The sequence below is a fragment of the Agromyces mediolanus genome, assembly GCF_014648575.1.
Classification (GTDB): Bacteria; Actinomycetota; Actinomycetes; order Actinomycetales; family Microbacteriaceae; genus Agromyces; species Agromyces mediolanus.
This window is the reverse complement of sequence record NZ_BMRJ01000001.1, coordinates 1,018,554-1,035,352: the sequence shown is the minus strand read 5'-3', so window position 1 is coordinate 1,035,352 and position 16,799 is coordinate 1,018,554. Positions and strand designations below refer to the sequence as shown.

Annotated in this window: 13 protein-coding genes; 5 read left to right on the top strand and 8 right to left on the bottom strand. The window is 73.2% G+C overall.

The annotated features are described in order from the left end of the window. Window positions 1-43 precede the first annotated feature (43 nt). The 3 genes from IEY71_RS04915 to IEY71_RS04905 all read right to left on the bottom strand — a co-directional run bounded on the left by IEY71_RS04915 (window position 44) and on the right by IEY71_RS04905 (window position 3,636). A complete protein-coding gene (locus IEY71_RS04915) occupies window positions 44-1,072 on the bottom strand; it encodes an LLM class flavin-dependent oxidoreductase (protein ID WP_189084144.1) in 1,029 nt (342 codons plus the stop codon). A gap of 72 nt (window positions 1,073-1,144) precedes the next feature. Then, window positions 1,145-2,188: a lipase family protein gene (locus tag IEY71_RS04910; RefSeq protein ID WP_189084143.1), complete on the bottom strand. Its 1,044-nt coding sequence runs from the start codon at window positions 2,186-2,188 to the stop codon at window positions 1,145-1,147. Then, window positions 2,185-3,636 (bottom strand): M28 family peptidase, encoded by a 1,452-nt coding sequence (locus tag IEY71_RS04905; protein WP_189084142.1) that lies wholly within the window; start codon window positions 3,634-3,636, stop codon window positions 2,185-2,187. The genes IEY71_RS04910 and IEY71_RS04905 overlap by 4 nt, the downstream gene beginning before the upstream one ends. Before the next feature lie 88 nt (window positions 3,637-3,724). Here IEY71_RS04905 and IEY71_RS04900 point away from each other — a divergent pair, with 88 nt between their 5' ends. Next, window positions 3,725-4,690, top strand: a complete 966-nt coding sequence (locus IEY71_RS04900) for an Lrp/AsnC family transcriptional regulator (protein ID WP_189084141.1) — start codon at window positions 3,725-3,727, stop codon at window positions 4,688-4,690. Window positions 4,691-4,694: 4 nt separating this feature from the next. Here the strand turns inward: IEY71_RS04900 and IEY71_RS04895 are convergent, their stop codons facing one another. Further along, window positions 4,695-6,038 carry an MFS transporter gene (locus tag IEY71_RS04895; protein ID WP_189084140.1) on the bottom strand — a complete coding sequence of 448 codons (1,344 nt, stop codon included), beginning with the start codon at window positions 6,036-6,038 and terminating at the stop codon, window positions 4,695-4,697. Window positions 6,039-6,325: 287 nt separating this feature from the next. On the opposite strand from IEY71_RS04895, the gene IEY71_RS04890 reads away from it, so the two are divergent. Together IEY71_RS04890 and IEY71_RS04885 are read left to right on the top strand one after the other, a co-directional pair. After that, a complete protein-coding gene (locus IEY71_RS04890) occupies window positions 6,326-8,539 on the top strand; it encodes an ATP-dependent Clp protease ATP-binding subunit (RefSeq protein ID WP_189085077.1) in 2,214 nt (737 codons plus the stop codon). A 210-nt stretch (window positions 8,540-8,749) separates the two neighbouring features. Beyond that, the gene (locus IEY71_RS04885; protein WP_189084139.1) at window positions 8,750-9,217 is read left to right on the top strand and encodes an aromatic ring-opening dioxygenase LigA; all 468 of its coding nucleotides are present in this window, start codon (window positions 8,750-8,752) and stop codon (window positions 9,215-9,217) included. On the opposite strand, the gene IEY71_RS04880 is transcribed toward IEY71_RS04885, so the two are convergent. Further along, entirely contained in the window at window positions 9,214-10,560 is a 1,347-nt protein-coding gene (locus IEY71_RS04880) for an MFS transporter (protein ID WP_189085076.1), read from the bottom strand. The genes IEY71_RS04885 and IEY71_RS04880 overlap by 4 nt on opposite strands. A gap of 139 nt (window positions 10,561-10,699) precedes the next feature. On the opposite strand from IEY71_RS04880, the gene IEY71_RS04875 reads away from it, so the two are divergent. Further along, complete coding sequence (locus tag IEY71_RS04875) at window positions 10,700-11,134, top strand: nitroreductase family deazaflavin-dependent oxidoreductase (protein WP_189084138.1); 435 nt, start codon at window positions 10,700-10,702, stop codon at window positions 11,132-11,134. 10 nt (window positions 11,135-11,144) lie between these two features. On the opposite strand, the gene IEY71_RS04870 is transcribed toward IEY71_RS04875, so the two are convergent. Genes IEY71_RS04870 through IEY71_RS04860 form a run of 3 tightly spaced genes read right to left on the bottom strand, consistent with a single transcriptional unit; the run spans window position 11,145 to window position 14,330 of the window. Then, complete coding sequence (locus IEY71_RS04870) at window positions 11,145-12,404, bottom strand: FAD-dependent oxidoreductase (RefSeq protein ID WP_189084137.1); 1,260 nt, start codon at window positions 12,402-12,404, stop codon at window positions 11,145-11,147. Beyond that, window positions 12,397-13,140 carry a methyltransferase domain-containing protein gene (locus tag IEY71_RS04865; protein WP_189084136.1) on the bottom strand — a complete coding sequence of 248 codons (744 nt, stop codon included), beginning with the start codon at window positions 13,138-13,140 and terminating at the stop codon, window positions 12,397-12,399. The genes IEY71_RS04870 and IEY71_RS04865 overlap by 8 nt, the downstream gene beginning before the upstream one ends. A gap of 11 nt (window positions 13,141-13,151) precedes the next feature. Beyond that, on the bottom strand, window positions 13,152-14,330 hold the full coding sequence (locus tag IEY71_RS04860) for a type III polyketide synthase (protein ID WP_189084135.1): 1,179 nt from the start codon (window positions 14,328-14,330) through the stop codon (window positions 13,152-13,154). 162 nt (window positions 14,331-14,492) lie between these two features. Here IEY71_RS04860 and IEY71_RS04855 point away from each other — a divergent pair. Next, window positions 14,493-16,799 (top strand): arylsulfatase (locus IEY71_RS04855; RefSeq protein ID WP_189084134.1); only part of this gene is annotated, 2,307 nt, incomplete at its 3' end.

Genomic DNA, 16,799 nt, shown 5'->3' with positions numbered 1-16,799 from the left:
CGGGTCAGCGCGCCGCCGCACCCGCAAATACTGCCGTCGACCGCTAGGCCGTCGTCGGCTTCCAGCCGAGGCTCGGCGCGACGTGCTCCGCGAAGGCCGCGATGAGCCGCAGGTTGAACGCGACCCCGAGCTGCGACGGGATGGTGAGCATGAGGGTGTCGGCCGAGCGGATCGCGGCGTCGCGCTGCAACTGCTCGACGAGGCGCTCGGGGGTGTCGGCGTAGGTCTTGCCGAACGTCGAGCGGAAGCCGTCGATGTAGCCGACGCCGTCGGACTCGTCGCGCCCGCCGAAGTAGAGCTCGTCCTCGGCCGTGGTGATCGGGAAGATCGAGCGGCTCACCGAGACGCGCGGCTCGCCGGGGTGGCCGGCCTCGCGCCAGGCGGCGCGGAACGCTTCGATCTGCTCGGCCTGCAGCTCGTCGAAGGGGATGCCGCGGTCCTCCGTGAGGAGCGTCGAGGACATCAGGTTCACTCCGGCGCGCCCCGCCCACTCGGCGGTGTCGCGGCTGCCGGCGCCCCACCAGATGCGGGAGCGCAGGCCGGGGCTGTGCGGTTCGATGCGCTGCAGGCCCGTGCCGCCGCCGAACGGCGACGAGGCATCCCGCTCCGCGAGCCCCTCGCCCTCGATCGCCTGCAGGAAGCGGGCGAAGTGGTCGCGGGCGAGGTCGGCGCCGCGCGGATCCTGCGAGCCGGTGTAGCCGAAGGCCTCGTAGCCGCGCACGACCGTCTCGGGTGATCCGCGGCTCACGCCGAGCGCGAGTCGCCCGCCGGAGATGAGGTCGACGGCGGCCGCGTCCTCGGCGAGGTGCAGCGGGTTCTCGTAGCGCATGTCGATGACGCCGGTGCCCATCTCGATGCGCTGGGTGCGCGCCGCGATCGCGGCGAGGAGCGGCATGGGCCCGGCCTGCTGGCGTGCGAAGTGGTGCACGCGGAAGTAGACGCCGTTGACGCCGAGCTCGTCCATGCCCTGGGCGAGGTCGACCGCCTGCAGCATCGAGTCGGCGGCGCTGAGCTCGCGGCCGCCGCCGAGCGGGCCGTAGTGACCGAAGGAGAGGGTTCCGAAGCGTTCCACGTCGGTGGCAACAGGCGCCGGTCCAGGTCTATTCCAACGCATGGATGCCTCGCCGGCATCCGACGCCGCGGATCACCCCCGAGCGGCGGAGTCGGCGAAGCGCGCGGCGATCCAGTCGGCGGCGAGCGACGGCGCGTGCTGCGGATGCATCGTGCCGGAGTGGTGCGTCGGCCACCAGCGGCTCGTCAGCTCCACGCCGGCACGGCGGTAGGCGCGCAGCAGGGCGGCGGAGAGCGGCGCCGGCGCGACCTCGTCGAAGCGCGCGGCGTCGATGCGCACGGGCGCGCGGAAGCCGCGCAGTCCGGCCACCTCGTTCGCCCGGAACGAGGCGAAGAGGCGCTGGAACAGCTCCTCGCCGCGGACCCCGCCGATCCGCCCGGGCGCGATCGCGCCCCAGGAGTCGGGGCCGGCCAGCTCCGTGAGGCAGCGCTCGTCGAGCTCGGTCCAGCGCGCCGCGGCCGCCGGGCTCAGGCCGTCGCTCGCGATGAGCTCCCGCATGCGCTCGTCGCCCGTCGCCGCCCCGCGCAGCATGAGCGCGACGAGGGCCGAGACGATCCCGGAGCCGGGAAAGCGCACCCCGAGCCGCACCGCGGCGGCGATGCTGCGGTCCATGCGCGTGACCGGCGCGAAGGCGGCCGTGCCGAGCAGGCGGGACGCGGCATCCGGCTCGGCGGCGACCGAGGCGTGCAGTGCCGCGACCGCACCCTCCGAGTGGCCGGCCGCCACCCACGCGTTTCCGAGCGGCGCGCCGAACGCGGCCCGCGCCCGCACCATCGCGGTCATCGACTCGGCGAGCGAGCCGCCGATCAGGTACGGGTGCACGCCCGGGCCGCCGATGCCCTCGTAGTCGGGGCGCAGCACCGCGACGCCCCGGGCGAGGAGCGCGTCGCACAGCGCGTCGCCCTGCGACATCCGACGCCATTCCGGATGCGAGGGCCCGCCCGTGCTCGGCGCGGAGCGCGGCGAGCCGCCCGTGGTCATGTGGCCGTAGACGACGATCGGGAAGCCGCCCGCCGGCGGGCGGGTTCCCGGGAGCTGCAGGAGCCCCGTCTGCTGCTGCGGCTCGCCGTCGATCCCGCGCGCGGGGAAGGCGACGACGCGGCGCTCGCCCGTCACCAGCGCCCCCTGGGCAGGCGTCGCCGGAGGCTTGCCGGCATCGTGCCGAGCCGCCGGCCGTCGTGCCGCTCGGCGTCGTCGACGACGTCGGCGAAGAAGTCGACGACGGGCACGAGCTGCGCCCGGTCGATGCGGTCGATGGTGTCGGCGTCGTCGTAGAGGTACAGCGGCCCGGAGATGAGGCTCACGGTCGGCACCCCGGAGACGAAGGTGAACGAGGCGTCGGTGGGGATGCCGCCGGCGAAGAACTCGAGCGCACCCGCGCCCAGCAGGCTCGTGCCGTGCAGTCCGTGGCGACGCACCGCGCGCCCGATGCGCCAGGTGAACGCCGGGTTCACGTTCACGAAGACGCCGCGCGGCTCGGTCTCGCCGGTCGAGGCGAAGCCGCCGTCGGCGCCCTCGACCGCGCGCAGCCCGATGTGCTCGATCGTCGCGTTGAGCACCACGTTCCAGGGCGCGTCGCGGGCGAGCACGTGGCGCCTGGCGAACGCCCGGTGCGCCTGGTAGCCGGTGAAGTGGGTGTCGAAGGTGACGAACAGCAGCGTCTTCTCGCGCTCGGCACCGGCCCGCGCGGCCGCGCCGTAGCGCTCGGCGAGGGCGATCACCGCGGCGGTGCCCGAGGCGTCCTCCACCGCGCCGGGCCCGATCGAGTCGTGGTGCGACTGGACCATCACGGCGTCGCGGGTGCGCCCGGGCAGCACCCCGATCACGCTGCGCGAGACGACCTCGCGGCGGGTGACGTCGAGGGTCAGCCGGGCTCGCGACTGCCGACCCAGGGTCGCGCGCAGCCGCGCCCCCTCGGCGCGGGTCACCCACACGCCGGGCAGCGGGAAGAGCGTGCGGCGGTAGTACTCGTTGTGGTAGCTCCGCGAGTCCGGATAGTCGCGCAGCACGCCGATGACGCCGACCGCGCCCGCCTCGGCGGCTTCGCGCATCGTGCGGGCGAGCGAGGTGACGTAGGGGTTGCGGCTGCGGAGCACCTCCCGGCGCAGCACCCGGCGGCCCGGGTCGTGCAGGAAGAGGGTGAGCGGCAGCGAGTGCGCCACGGTCATGTCGAAGCTGAGGTCGAACAGCACAATGGCGCCGCGGACGTCGTGGCGGCGCACCCGGTCCGCCCCGATGTCGACGACGGGGGCGTCGAGCCGGTGCTGCACCTCGCCGGTCCACTCGTGCCCGGCGAGGCCGGAGTGCAGGATCGGCGAGCAGGCGAACGCCGTGTCGCCGAGCCGGAGCTCGCACGCCTCGGCGCGCCAGGCGAAGGAGGGCACCTCGAGCACCTCGGTCTGCAGTCCCGCCTCGGCGAAGCGCCGCTCGACGTAGTCCGCCGCGGCCGCGCCGCCAGGCGACCCGGTCGCCCGGGGGGCCATGGCGACGAGGTCCTCGATCGTCGCCATCATCGCGGACTCGCCCGCCGCCGCTCCGCTCACCGCCGCCTCGCTCGCCGCCATGCAGCCGAGCGTAGGCACCCCTCGCCTTCCCGCGATTCGCTGGACACGATCCTTCACTTCTTCGGCTCGCCTGCGTACGATCCGTCAGGTGGATGCCTTCGACGAACTCGACCTCGCGGTCGTGCACGCGCTGCAGATCGACGCCCGGGCACCGTGGACGCGCGTCGCCGCGGCCGTCGGCGCGGACCCGGCCACCGTCGCCCGGCACTGGCAGGCGTTGCGCGAGGCATCCCTCGCCTGGCTCACCGCCTGGCCGACGCCGGAGCGCTGGTCCTCGTCCACCGACGTCGCCGTCGTCCTGCTCGATCGCGCGACGCCGCCCGAGCAGATCGACGAGCTCGCCCGGCTGAGCTGGGTGCTGAGCGTCGACGAGACCTCCGCCGGCTGGCTCGTGCTCGCCGCGGGCGGCGCCGGGCTCGCGGCCCTCGGCGAGCGCGTGCGCACGCTCGGCGGATTCGGCGAGGTGCACCGCGCGGACATCGCCGCGGCGATCCCCGCGGAGGACTCGGGCTGGCGGCTGCGGGTGCTGTCGCGCGCCCAGCAGCGCACGCTCAGCGCCCCGCCGCGGGGCGCGGAGGCCCGGCCGCCGCGACCGGACGTGGTCGCGGAGCTCGCCGATGCGCTCGAGGCGGATCCGCGGATGCCGGCCGCGGCCCTCGGCGTCGCGCTCGGCGTATCGGAGGCGACCGCCCGTCGCACGGTCGATCGGGCCGTCGCGGCCGGGGTGCTCCGGCTCGGCTGCGATCTCGCGATGCCCGCGGCGGGCTACCGGCGCGGGGCCGTGCTCTGGGGGCGCGCCGCCGACGTCGAGACGGCCGCCGCGCGGGCGGTGCAGCTGCCCGAGGCGCACCGGGTCGGCATCCTCGTGAGCGGTGCGCCGCTCTTCGTCTGCGTCCGCGCGCGCTCGCTCACCGAGCTGCCGCGCATCGAGCAGGCCTGGGGCGCCGAGCTCGAGATCGTCGAGCGCTGGACCGTGCTGCGCGAGCTGAAGCGGAACGGGCACCTGCTCGACGCCGAAGGGCGCTCCGCCGCCCGCGTGCCCGTGCGCTGGTAGCGGCTCAGCCCGCCGCGCGAGGCGCCGCGTCGGCAGCCGCCGCCCGCCGCAGTCGAGCGTCCAGGCGGTACCGCGACAGTGGCACGAGGCTCACGGCGCAGAGCAGGGCGGGGATCGCGGACACCCCGAGCACGATCGCCCACTGCGCCTCGCCCGATTGCGCGACGACGTCGCCCGCCGAGGCCCGGTACCCGCCGAGGCTGAGCACGAGGCCGAGGATGGCGGGGCCGAGCGCGTAGCCGAGCAGCTCGAAGCCCGACCAGACGCCCGAGATCATGCCGATGCGGTTGGTTCCGCTGCGCTTCGCGTCCTCGGCGGCGAGGTCGGGCAGCATCGCGAGCGGGAAGAGCTGGGTGCCCGCGTACCCGACGCCGACGACGCCCGCGGCGACGAGCAGCACGGTCACGTCGCCGGAGCGCGCAGCGAGGAGGGCGATCAGCCCGACGGTCAGCACCCCGGTCGCCACGGCGAAGCCGCGCTGCTTGCCGATCGCCCGGCCGAGCCGCGACCACGCCGGGGTGAGCACGATCGCGGGGGCGACGAAGCAGACGAAGGCGATGGTGGCGACGCCGGGGTCGTGCACGACGTGCCGCGCGACGTAGACGACGCCGCCGAGCACCATGCCGATCGCGACGGCCTGCAGCACGTACGCGACGATGAGGTTCCGCGCGTCGCGGTCGCGCAGCACCTCGGCGAGCTGCCCGAAGAGGCGACCGCCCGCGACCTCCTCGCGGGTGAGCGGCACCCGCCGGGTGCCCCACCACACGCCGATCGTGCCGACGAGGATGAGCACCGCCATCGCCCCGGCCATGAGGCGGTACCCGGCGACGCCGCCGGCGAGCTCGACGAGTGCGGGCGCCGTGGCGCCGGACACGAGGATGGCGAGGCTGAACACGACGACGCGCCAGGCGATCAACCGGGTGCGCTCGCTGTAGTCGTCGGTGATCTCGGCCGACATCGCGAGGTAGGGCACCTGGAAGAAGGCGTACACGGTGGCCGAGGCGAGGAACAGGGCGAGCACCCAGAGCGCGCCGGCGAGCGGCGGGGCGGTCGGGCCGAAGAACATGGCGGCGAAGGCGAGCGCGAGCAGGATGCCGGCGCGCAGCACGAACGGCCGGCGGCGGTCGTGCGGATGCCTCGAGCGGTCGCTGATCCGGCCGGCGACCGGGTTGAGGAAGAAGTCCCAGGCCTTCGGCGCGAACACGATCATGCCGGCGACGGCCGCCTCGACGCCGAGGAGGTCGGTGAGGAACGGCATGAGGATGAGGCCCGGCACGGTGCCGTAGGTGCCGGAGGCGATGCCGCCGAGCGCGTAGCCGATCCGCGAGCGGCGCGTGAGCGCGGTCATGGAGCCGATCGTAGGGGCGCTCGCGCGAATGCCGGGGTGGTCTGCGGCTGATCCGTCACCTGGACCGGGCGGTGCAGGCCGATCCGTCATCCACTCGATCGCCGACCTGGGGAGGCCGGCAGGTCCTGAGCCCTGGCGGCCCCGAGGCATCCGGTCTACCGTGAGCGGCAGGGGGATTCCGCCGAGGCATCCAGGAATATCGAACCGAGCACCAAAGTTGAGTTCAGTAGACTCAACTTTAGGACGACGGGACCGAGTTCCCAGAAAGGATCGACTGAGTGGCGAACATGCAGGGCGCGCCGAGCTCGCAGGAGGAGCAGAAGTCGGCGCTCGAACAGTACGGCGTCAACCTGACCGACCTCGCGAAGGCCGGCAAGCTCGACCCGGTCATCGGCCGGGACTCGGAGATCCGGCGGGTGAGCCAGGTGCTCACGCGTCGCACCAAGAACAACCCGGTGCTCATCGGCGAGCCCGGCGTCGGCAAGACCGCCGTGGTCGAAGGGCTCGCCCAGCGCATCGTCGCGGGCGACGTCGCCGAATCGCTGAAGGACAAGCAGCTCGTCTCGCTCGACATCTCCGCGCTCGTCGCCGGCGCCATGTACCGCGGCCAGTTCGAGGAGCGGCTCAAGGCCGTGCTCAAGGAGATCAACGAGGCCGAGGGCGGCATCATCACTTTCGTCGACGAGCTGCACCTGCTCATGGGGGCCGGTGGCGGCGAAGGCTCCGTCGCGGCATCCAACATGCTGAAGCCCATGCTCGCCCGCGGCGAGCTGCACCTCATCGGCGCGACCACCCTCGACGAGTACCGCGAGTACATCGAGAAGGACGCCGCGCTCGAACGCCGCTTCCAGCAGGTCTACGTCGGCGAGCCCTCGGTCGAGGACACCATCGCCATCCTCCGCGGACTCAAGGGGCGCTACGAGGCGCACCACGGCGTCACCATCTCCGACGCGGCGCTCGTCGCGGCGGCCTCGCTGTCGAACCGGTACATCACCTCGCGGCAGCTGCCCGACAAGGCGATCGACCTCATCGACGAGGCGATGAGCCGACTGAAGATGGAGATCGACTCGAGCCCGATCGAGATCGACCAGCTCAAGCGCCAGGTCGACCGCATGAAGCTCGAGGAGCTCGCCCTCAAGAAGGAGAAGGACGACGCCTCCAAGGAGCGTCTCGCGAAGCTCCGCGAGACCCTCGTCGAGCAGGAGCGCGAACTCGCCGCCCTCGAGGCGCGCTGGGCGCGCGAGCGCCAGGGGCTGAACCGCGTCGGCGAGCTGAAGAAGCAGCTCGACGAGGCCGTCACCGAGCGCGACCGCGCCATGCGCGAGGCCGACTACGCGCGCGCCTCGAAGCTCGAGTACGAGACCATCAAGCGCCTCGAGCGCGACCTCGTCGAGGCGGAGCGGGCGGATGCCACGGCCGACGCCAGCGAGGGCCGCATGGTCAACGAGCAGGTCACCGACGAGGACATCGCCGCCGTGATCGCCGCCTGGACCGGCATCCCCGTCGGCCGCCTCATGCAGGGCGAGACCGAGAAGCTGCTGCACCTCGAGCGCGAGCTCGGCAAGCGCCTCATCGGCCAGAAGCCCGCGGTGGCCGCGGTCGCCGATGCCGTGCGCCGCTCGCGCGCGGGCATCAACGACCCGAACCGCCCGACGGGCTCGTTCCTCTTCCTCGGGCCCACCGGCGTCGGCAAGACCGAGCTGGCGAAGGCGCTCGCGGAGTTCCTCTTCGACGACGAGCACGCCATGGTGCGCATCGACATGTCGGAGTACGGCGAGAAGCACTCCGTGTCGCGGCTCGTCGGCGCCCCGCCCGGATACGTCGGCTACGACCAGGGCGGGCAGCTGACCGAGGCGGTGCGGCGTCGGCCGTACTCGGTGATCCTCTTCGACGAGGTCGAGAAGGCGCACCCCGAGGTGTTCGACGTGCTGCTGCAGGTGCTCGACGACGGGCGGCTCACCGACGGCCAGGGGCGCACGGTCGACTTCCGCAACACGATCCTGATCCTCACCTCGAACCTGGGCTCGCACTACCTCGTCGACCCCTCGCTCACGTGGGACGAGAAGGAGCAGGCGGTGCTGCAGACCGTGCGGCAGTCGTTCAAGCCCGAGTTCGTGAACCGGCTCGACGACATCGTCGTGTTCTCGGCGCTCAGCCAGCAGGACCTCGGCGAGATCGTCGGCCTCTACATCGACCGGCTCACCGCCCGGCTGCACGAGCGGCGGCTCGAGCTCGGGGTCACGCCCGACGCCCGGGCCTGGCTCGCCGAGCGCGGCTACGACCCGCTCTACGGCGCGCGGCCGCTGCGCCGGCTCATGCAGCGGGAGATCGACGACCGGCTCGCCCGGGCGCTGCTCGACGGCTCGATCCGCGACGGCGACACCGTCGTGGTGGGGCTCGCCGACGACGGCGAGGCGCTCACGGTGTCGCGCGCGGAGGTGCCCGGCACCGGCTCCGCCGGTGAGGACGACGTCGTCGAGGCCGAGCTGCTCGACGAGTAGCCCGGGCTCTGCCGCCCCGGCATCCGTCCCCGCTCCATCCCTTCCCCGCCAGCGCCACATCGGCCGCCACGCGCCACTTCAGTGGGCGCGACGACGCCGAAGTGGCGCTGGTGGATGCCTCGACGCGGGTGCGGCCCCTCCGCTACGGTGGGCGCATCGGACGCGCTCCGGACGACCCCGGAGCGGCCGCGCTCCAAGGGGGATGGACGCATGACCGAAGAGTTCGAGGCGGGCGGCGCGGTGCTGAACCGCACGCAGGTGAACGTGGTGCGGCTGACCGGGCTCGCCGGCATCATCGGCGGAATCCTGCTGATCATCGTGGCCGTCGTGGCGTGGGTCGGCGTGTCGTCGCAGTTGCGTGCCGAGAACATCGTGATCCCCGACGACGCCCCGATCCTCGCGGGCAAGGTCGTCGACGGGCCGATCGACGCGTTCGTGCAGGCCGGGGTCATCGACATGCACGCACGCGAGATGGCCGACGGCAAGACGTACGCCGAACTCGATCAGGACGACCCGCTGCGACCGGTCGTGATGAACGCCTCGTTCCTGCGCGCCTCGCTCTTCACCTCGGTGATCTCGTTCGGCATGGCGCTCTTCGCCGGCGGCGCGGGCGTGCTGTTCCTGCTGTTCGGCTGGGCGATCCGCACGATGGTGCCGCCCCTGCCGCGCAGTCGCTAGCGCTCGCTCGCGTCGCCCGCCGCCTCGGGGGCCCCGGCGCCCGGGGCCCCGGCGCCCGCGGCGCCGCCGGCCGCTGCGCCGCCGGCCGCTGCGCCGTCGGCCGCCGCGTCGGCGGTGACGCCGTTCGCGGCGGGCGACACCCGGCGCTCGAGGGCGATCGCGAGCACGCAGATCGCGACGCAGCCGGCGACCATGACCGCGATGAACCAGCCGGACAGCCCCTCGCCGAGCAGCACGCCCGCGGCGACGGGACCCGTGATCGCACCGCCCTGGAACGCCGCGGAGTTGATCGCGTTGTAGCGGCCCCGATTGCGGTCGCTCGCGAGGTCGTTGTAGATCGCGGGCACCGTGGGTTGCAGCATGGTCTCGCCGAAGGCGAAGACGCCCATGAACGCGAGCACGCCGATCGCGGCCGCGAGCGAGTCGGGCAGCAGGCCGGTGGCCCCGAGCAGCAGCCACGACACCGCCCAGATGAGCGCCATGACCTGCATGACCCGGGTGCGCCGCCGTCCGCTGATGAGCCGCAGCACGGTGAACTGCAGCAGCACGATGACCGCGGTGTTGACGGCGAAGGAGAGGCCGACGACCCGCGTCGACACCTCGGACACCTGCCGGGCGAACGCCGGGAAGCCGGCCTCCATCTGCCCGTAGCCGATGAACACCGAGATGAAGGTGAGGAGCGTCAGCCACAGCACGGCCGGCTGCCGCAGGATGGCCCGGTACCCCGCGACGGGCGCCTCGCCCGGCTCGGGGTCGCCCTGGGTGCGCACGCGGCGCAGCGGCCCGAGCAGCAGCGCCATGGGGATGAGCGTCGATACCGCGTCGACGAGGAAGATCGCGGTGAACGTGCTCGGGTTGTGCACGTCGACGAAGAAGCCGCCGATGATGCCGCCGACGCCGATGCCGAGGTTCACGAGCGCGAAGTTCACGCCGAAGTACTGCTGCCGCACCTCGCCGTCGACGACCGTGGCGATGAGTGCGTTGAAGCCGGGCCAGGAGACGCCGAAATTCACGCCGATGAGCACGAGGGCGACCGCGGCGACCGCGGGATGGGTGGCGAAGGCGAGCAGCGTGCAGCCCGCGATCATCGCCGCGAGCCCGACGAGCAGCACCCGCTTGGCGCCGTAGCGGTCGATGAGGGTGCCGCCCGGCCCGGTGACGAGGAGCCCGGTGACCGCGATGAGGCTCATCAGCGCCCCGGAGAGCCCGAGGTCGAAGCCCCGCACCTCGTGCAGGTAGATGATGGTGAACGGCAGCGTCATGCCGCGCCCGAGCGTCTGGATGGCGACGGTGGACAGCAGCCAGCGCCCCTCGGTGGGGAGGGCCTGCCAGAAGGTCTTCATGCCGGTCACCTGAGCATTCTGCCGGAGGCCGCCGACATCGGCCGGATGCCCCGGGCGCACGAACTGCGACGGCGGGAAGGGTTCCGGGCGGCGTACCGTTGAAGCTGCAGACGCAGCCGTTTCGACGAAGGGAATCCCCATGCCGCTGCAGGGCGAGTACGCACCGAGCACCTCCGAGTGGGCGCGCAAGCAGGCCGAGGCCTTCGAGGCGTCCGAGGGCGCCGAGGCCAACGAACTGCGCGGCCGGCCCATCATCGTGCTGACGACGCTCGGCGCGAAGTCCGGCAAGCTGCGCAAGACGGCGCTCATGCGCGTCGAGCACGACGGCGAGTACGCGGTGGTCGCCTCGCGCGGCGGCGCACCCGAGCACCCGCAGTGGTACTGGAACCTCAAGGCGCACCCCGAGGTCGAGCTCCAGGACGGCGACGAGAAGCACGACTATCTCGCCCGCGAGGTCGAGGGCGCCGAGCGCGAGGAGTGGTGGGCCCGGGCCAACGAGACCTGGCCCGACTACGCGAACTACCAGACGAAGACCGAGCGGCAGATCCCGGTCTTCGTGCTCAGCCGGATCTGAACCCGGCGCCTCACAGCCCGCGCATCGTGAAGACGCGGGCCAGTGCGGCGCGCGCCGGGGGCAGCGCGAGCAGGCGCACGGCGAGGTTCCGCAGGGCGAGGCGGATGCCTCGGGCCGGCCCGCCCATCGCCATGTTGAACGCCGCCCGGCGGATCGCCCGGGACGCCGCCCGACGACGGCGCCGCGCGTAGGCCGCGAACGGCGCTGAAGCGCCCGCGCCCGCCGGCCCGCCGCTCGGCGACGCCGCAGTGAGCGCCCCGGCCACCGCTTCGGCGAGCTCCTCGGCGTCGCGGAAGCCGAGGCTCATGCCCTGCCCGCCGATCGGGCTGATCTCGTGCGCGGCGTCGCCGGCGAGCGCGAGGCGTCCGACCGCGAAGCGTGCGGCGAGTCGCTGCCGGGCGACGAACCCGCTCGGTTCGATGTCGCTGGGGAGGCGCGCGCCCACGCGGTCCGCGACGAGCGAGGCGAACGCCGCGGCATCCGGCCAGTCGGACGCGGAGGGCGCAGCGGACACCGAGGAAACCGAGCGATCGGGACGGCGTCCGCCCGACCGCCCCAGGTGCGTCACCCAGCGGAGCCCGCCCGGGATCGGCAGCGCCTCGACGACCCCGTCGCGCTCGAAGCAGAGCCGCGCCTCGGCGGCGGACCCCGCGGCGACGCCGCTCGCCTCGGGCCCCGTGACGTCGGCCATCGCGTAGCGGGCGCTCCCGCGGCGCAGCCGCCAGGCGATGCCGAGCTCTGCGCGGAGCCGGCTGCGCACCCCGTCCGCGAGCACGGCGTACTCCGCCGCGAGCTCCGCGCCGTCGAGGAGCCGCACGCGGACCCCCGCTCGCGCCGAGTGCGCGCCAGAGCTCGACTCGATCCCGACCGCCTCGACGCCGACCGCCTCGACCCCGCGCCGCAGCGCCCCCGGCCGCAGCTCGGCGAGCCTCGCCTCGAGCGCCGCCTCGACGAGGTGCTGCGGCACGGAGCGCACCGCGGCGTCGCCGGGGAACCGCATCCGCCCGAGCACGCGCCCGTCGCACTCGACCGCGCCGCCGACGATCGCGACGCTGCTCGGCTCCAGTCGCTCGGCGACCCCGGCCGACTCGAGCGCCCGCCAGCCGGGCGCATGCACGCCGACCGCCTTCGGCCGGGTCGCGATGCCGGTGCGCCGTTCGAGCACGACCGGCTCGAACCCGCGCTGCGCGAGCAGCACCGCGAGCAGCAGGCCGACCGGCCCGCCGCCCACGATCACGACGTCGCACCGGGCGGGGGCGTCGTCAGACACGCGAGCGCCCCGCGGCATCCGCCTGCCAGACGAGCTCCAGCCGCGCCGGGAACGCCCGGCGCACCCGCCACCCCGCCGGCAGGATCGCCTCGAGCTCGGCGGCGGTGTGGCTGCGCCGGATCGACGTCAGCCCGTCCGCGCGGATGAACGAGCCGCGCAGCAGCGTCGCCTCGAACGGCAGCGTGCCCACCGCGAACGCCGCGTAGGCGAGCCGGCTCCGCTCGATGTCGGCGTGCACCACGGTGCCGCCGAGCTCGGCGAGCCGTTCCGAGTCGGCGAGCAGGGCGCCGAACTCGCGGCCGTCGAGGTGGTGCAGCACGTGGTTCGAGCAGACGAGGTCGAAGTGCTCGTCCGCGGCGGCGAGCTCGGCGGTCGTCGCGTCGAGCAGGGTGAGCCCCTCGAGGCCCGCCGTGCGCGCGGCGGCGAAGTCGAGCGCGCGCCGCTCGGGGTCGATCGCCGTGACCCGCAGCCGCAGCCCGTCCGCGGCGGCCCAGCGCAGCCAGAGGGCCGGCAGGTCGGCGGCGCCCGTGCCGACGTCGAGCAGGCGCGTCTCGAACACGGGCGAGAGGCGCGGCCGGATCCACCGCAGGTAGCGCTCGCGCGGCGCGGACACCGCCCGGTTCACGGGTGTGAAGCGCGCGTAGGTCTTCGCGAGCGCCGCCTCGTCGCACTCGGGATCGTCCATCAGCTCGACCGCGTCGGCGTCGCGGCTGCCGAGCGCTCGCCACCAGCCCATCGCCGGCCCGCTCAGCCGGCCACGGTGAGCAGGGCGGACTCGACGGTGAGCCCCGGGCCGAAGGCCATCGCGGCGACGCGCTCCCCCGGCATCGCGGGTCGGGCGGTCGCCTCGCCGCCGGGGCGGGCGGCGTCGGCGCCGTCGAGGATGCGCTGCAGCACGAACAGCACGGTCGCGCTGGACATGTTGCCGTACTCGCGGAGGATGCCCCGGGCGGGCGCCAGCTGCGCCTCGCTCAGTGCCAGCCGCGCCTCCACCTTGTCGAGGATGCTGCGTCCGCCGGGATGGATGGCCCAGTGCTCGACGGCCTCGCTCGAGGCATCCGCGGCGAGCGCGGCCGCGAGCCCGTCCTCCTGCGCGAAGAGCGGCTCGAGGGCGCCGGTGATGTGCGCGTCGATGATCGCCGGCACCGCCGTGGAGAGCACCATCTCGAAGCCGTGGTCGCCGATCTTCCACGCCATGTCGCCCTCGCCGACCGGCGTGATCCGGGTGGCGAAGCCGTCGAGCAGGTACGCGGGCTCGCCCGGCCCCGGCTCGCGGGTGCTGACGATCGCGGCCCCGGCGCCGTCGGCGAAGAGCGAGGAGGCGACGATCGTGTCGGGGTCGTTCGAGGCGCGCAGGTGCAGGGTGCAGAGCTCGACCGAGACGACGAGCACGACGGCGTCGGGGTCGGCTTCGCAGAGCTGGCTCGCCAAGCGCAGCGCCGGGATGGCGGCGTAGCAGCCCATGAAGCCGAGGTGATAGCGCTGCACCCCGGGGTCGAGGCCGAGGTCGCGGGCGAGCACGTAGTCGGGCCCCGGCGCGTAGAAGCCCGTGCAGCTCACCGTGATGACATGCGTGACGTCGGCGGCGTCGAGGCCGGGCGTCGCGGCGATGGCCGCCGCTCCGGCCTCGAGGTAGAGCCGGGTGGCGTGCTCGATGTACAGCTCGTTGCGCGCCTTGGTGCCCGGCAGCAGCAGCTCACCGCTCGCCGCGTCGTAGAACACCGGGTCGTCGGCCTGCGCGGCGCGGGTCAGCTCGGCGAGCACGGTGTGCCGGGTCTCGATGCCGGAGACGTCGAAGCTCGTGCCGACGATGCGCTGGCCGAGCCGGTTGAGCCCGGGTTGCGCGGCGAACACGTCGCGCACCTCGGGCTGCACGAGGACCGTGGCCGGGACGACGGTGGAGAGACCTCTCAGGGTGGCGCGCATGGTCCGCAGTCTAGGTGGCCGGTCGAACCGGGCACCATGGGGTTGCGCTGCCATCGGAGGCTCTTCCCAGGCGAGGCATCCGTCAGTAGCGTGAGGGGTGCGGCGACGCCGCCGCGCTGATTCGCGGTCGCCCGCGCGACCGCCTGGCATCCGGGGGGATCCATGGCGAACGAGTCCACAGGCAAGCCGGCGTTCTCAGGCAAGATCGCGCTCGATGTGCGTGATTCGGTGGCCGACTGGGCGCCCTACGCGCAGCCGAAGGCGCCCGAGGGAGCACCGAACATCCTGGTGATCCTCTACGACGACACGGGGCTCGCGTCCTGGTCGCCGTACGGCGGGCGCATCAACATGCCCACGCTCGACCGGCTCGCCGAGAACGGCCTGACCTACACCCAGTGGCACACCACGGCGCTCTGCTCGCCGACGCGCTCGACGTTCCTCACCGGCCGCAATCACAACGTGAACGGCATGGGCAGCATCATGGAGGGCACGAACGGGTTCCCCGGCTACGCCGGGCACATCCCCGAGGACTGCGCCACGATCGGCCAGGTGCTGCAGCAGAACGGCTACTCGACCTTCTGGCTCGGCAAGAACCACAACGTGCCCGAGGAGGACGTCTCCGCCGGCGGCAGCAAGGCGCAGTGGCCGCTCGCGATGGGCTTCGACCGCTTCTACGGCTTCCTCGGCGGCGAGACGAACAACTGGTACCCCGACCTGGTGGAGGACAACCGCTTCATCGAGCCGCCGTACACCCCGGAGGAGGGCTACCACCTCTCGAAAGACCTTGCCGATCAGGCCATCCGGATGATCCGCGACCAGAAGTCCTCGAACCCCTCCAAGCCGTGGTTCACCTGGTTCTGCCCCGGCGCGAACCACGCCCCGCACCACGCGCCCGAGGAGTACATCGAGAAGTACCGCGGCGTCTTCGACGACGGCTACGACGCGTACCGCGGCTGGGTGCTGGAGCGGATGATCGAACGCGGCATCCTGCCCGAGGGCACCGAGCTGACCCCGCTGAACCCGATGCCGGAGGACGAGGCCAACCCGGCCGACTGGGTGAAGCCGTGGGCCGAGCTCTCGGCCGACGAGCAGCGCCTGTTCAGCCGCATGGCCGAGGTCTTCGCGGGCTTCAGCGAGTACACCGACGCGCAGATCGGCCGCGTGATCGACTACCTCGAGGCATCCGGCCAGCTCGACAACACGCTCATCTTCTACTGCGCCGACAACGGGGCGTCCGGCGAGGGCTCGCCCGACGGCTCGGTGAACGAGAACAAGTTCTTCAACGGCTTCCCCGACGACCTCGCCGAGAACCTCGCGAAGATCGACGTGCTCGGCGGCCCGGAGACGTACAACCACTACCCGACGGGCTGGGCGGCGGCGTTCTCGACGCCGTTCCAGATGTTCAAGCGGTACTCGCAGTTCTCGGGCGGCACGTGCGACCCGATGATCGTGCACTGGCCCGCCGGCATCCGGGCGAAGGGCGAGGTGCGGCACCAGTACCACCACTCGACGGACGTGGTCGCGACGATCCTCGACGTCATCGGGGTGGAGTTCCCGCAGGTGTTCCGCGGCATCGAGCAGCGGCCGCTCGACGGGGTGTCGATGAAGTACAGCTTCGACGCCGCCCCCGACGGGCCGACCGAGAAGCACGTGCAGTACTACACGATGCTCGGCACCCGCGGCATCTGGCAGGACGGTTGGAAGGCGTCCGCCATCCACGCCCCGCTCACCGGCCACGGCCGCTTCGACGAGGACCGCTGGGAGCTGTACCACGTCGACGCCGACCGCTCCGAGTCGAAGGACCTGGCCGCCGAGCACCCCGAGAAGCTGCGGGAGCTCATCGACGTCTGGTTCGCCGAGGCCGAGAAGAACCATGCCCTGCCGCTCGACGACCGATCGGCCCGCGATCAGCTGACCGTCGAACGGCCGCAGGCCGAGCCGCCGCGCACCCGCTACGTCTACTACCCCGACACGGGCGCCGTGCCGGAGAGCGTCGCGGTGAACGTGCGCGGGCGCTCGTTCAAGATCATCGCCGACGTGCGGCTCGAGGCCGGCACGGAGGGCGTGATCTTCGCGCACGGCTCGCGTTTCGGCGGGCACTCGCTGTTCCTGAAGGACGGCCGGCTGCACTACGTGTACAACTTCCTCGGCATCCCGCCGGAGCAGCACTTCGTCTCGGAGGCGCTGGAGCCCGGCGACCACGCGCTCGGCATGGAGTTCGTGCGGGAGTCGGCGGGCGAGCACGGCGAGTCGATCGGCACGTGCAAGCTCTACGTCGACGACCAGATCGTCGCCGAGGGGCCGATGCGCGCGCAGGTGGGCAAGTTCACGCTCTGCGGCGACGGGCTCTGCGTCGGCTACGACAGCGCGGATGCCGTGAGCGGCGAGTACACGAACCCGTTCCCGTTCCGGGGCGGCGAGCTGCTCGGCGTCGCGGTCGACGTGAGCGAGGAGCAGTACCTCGACCTC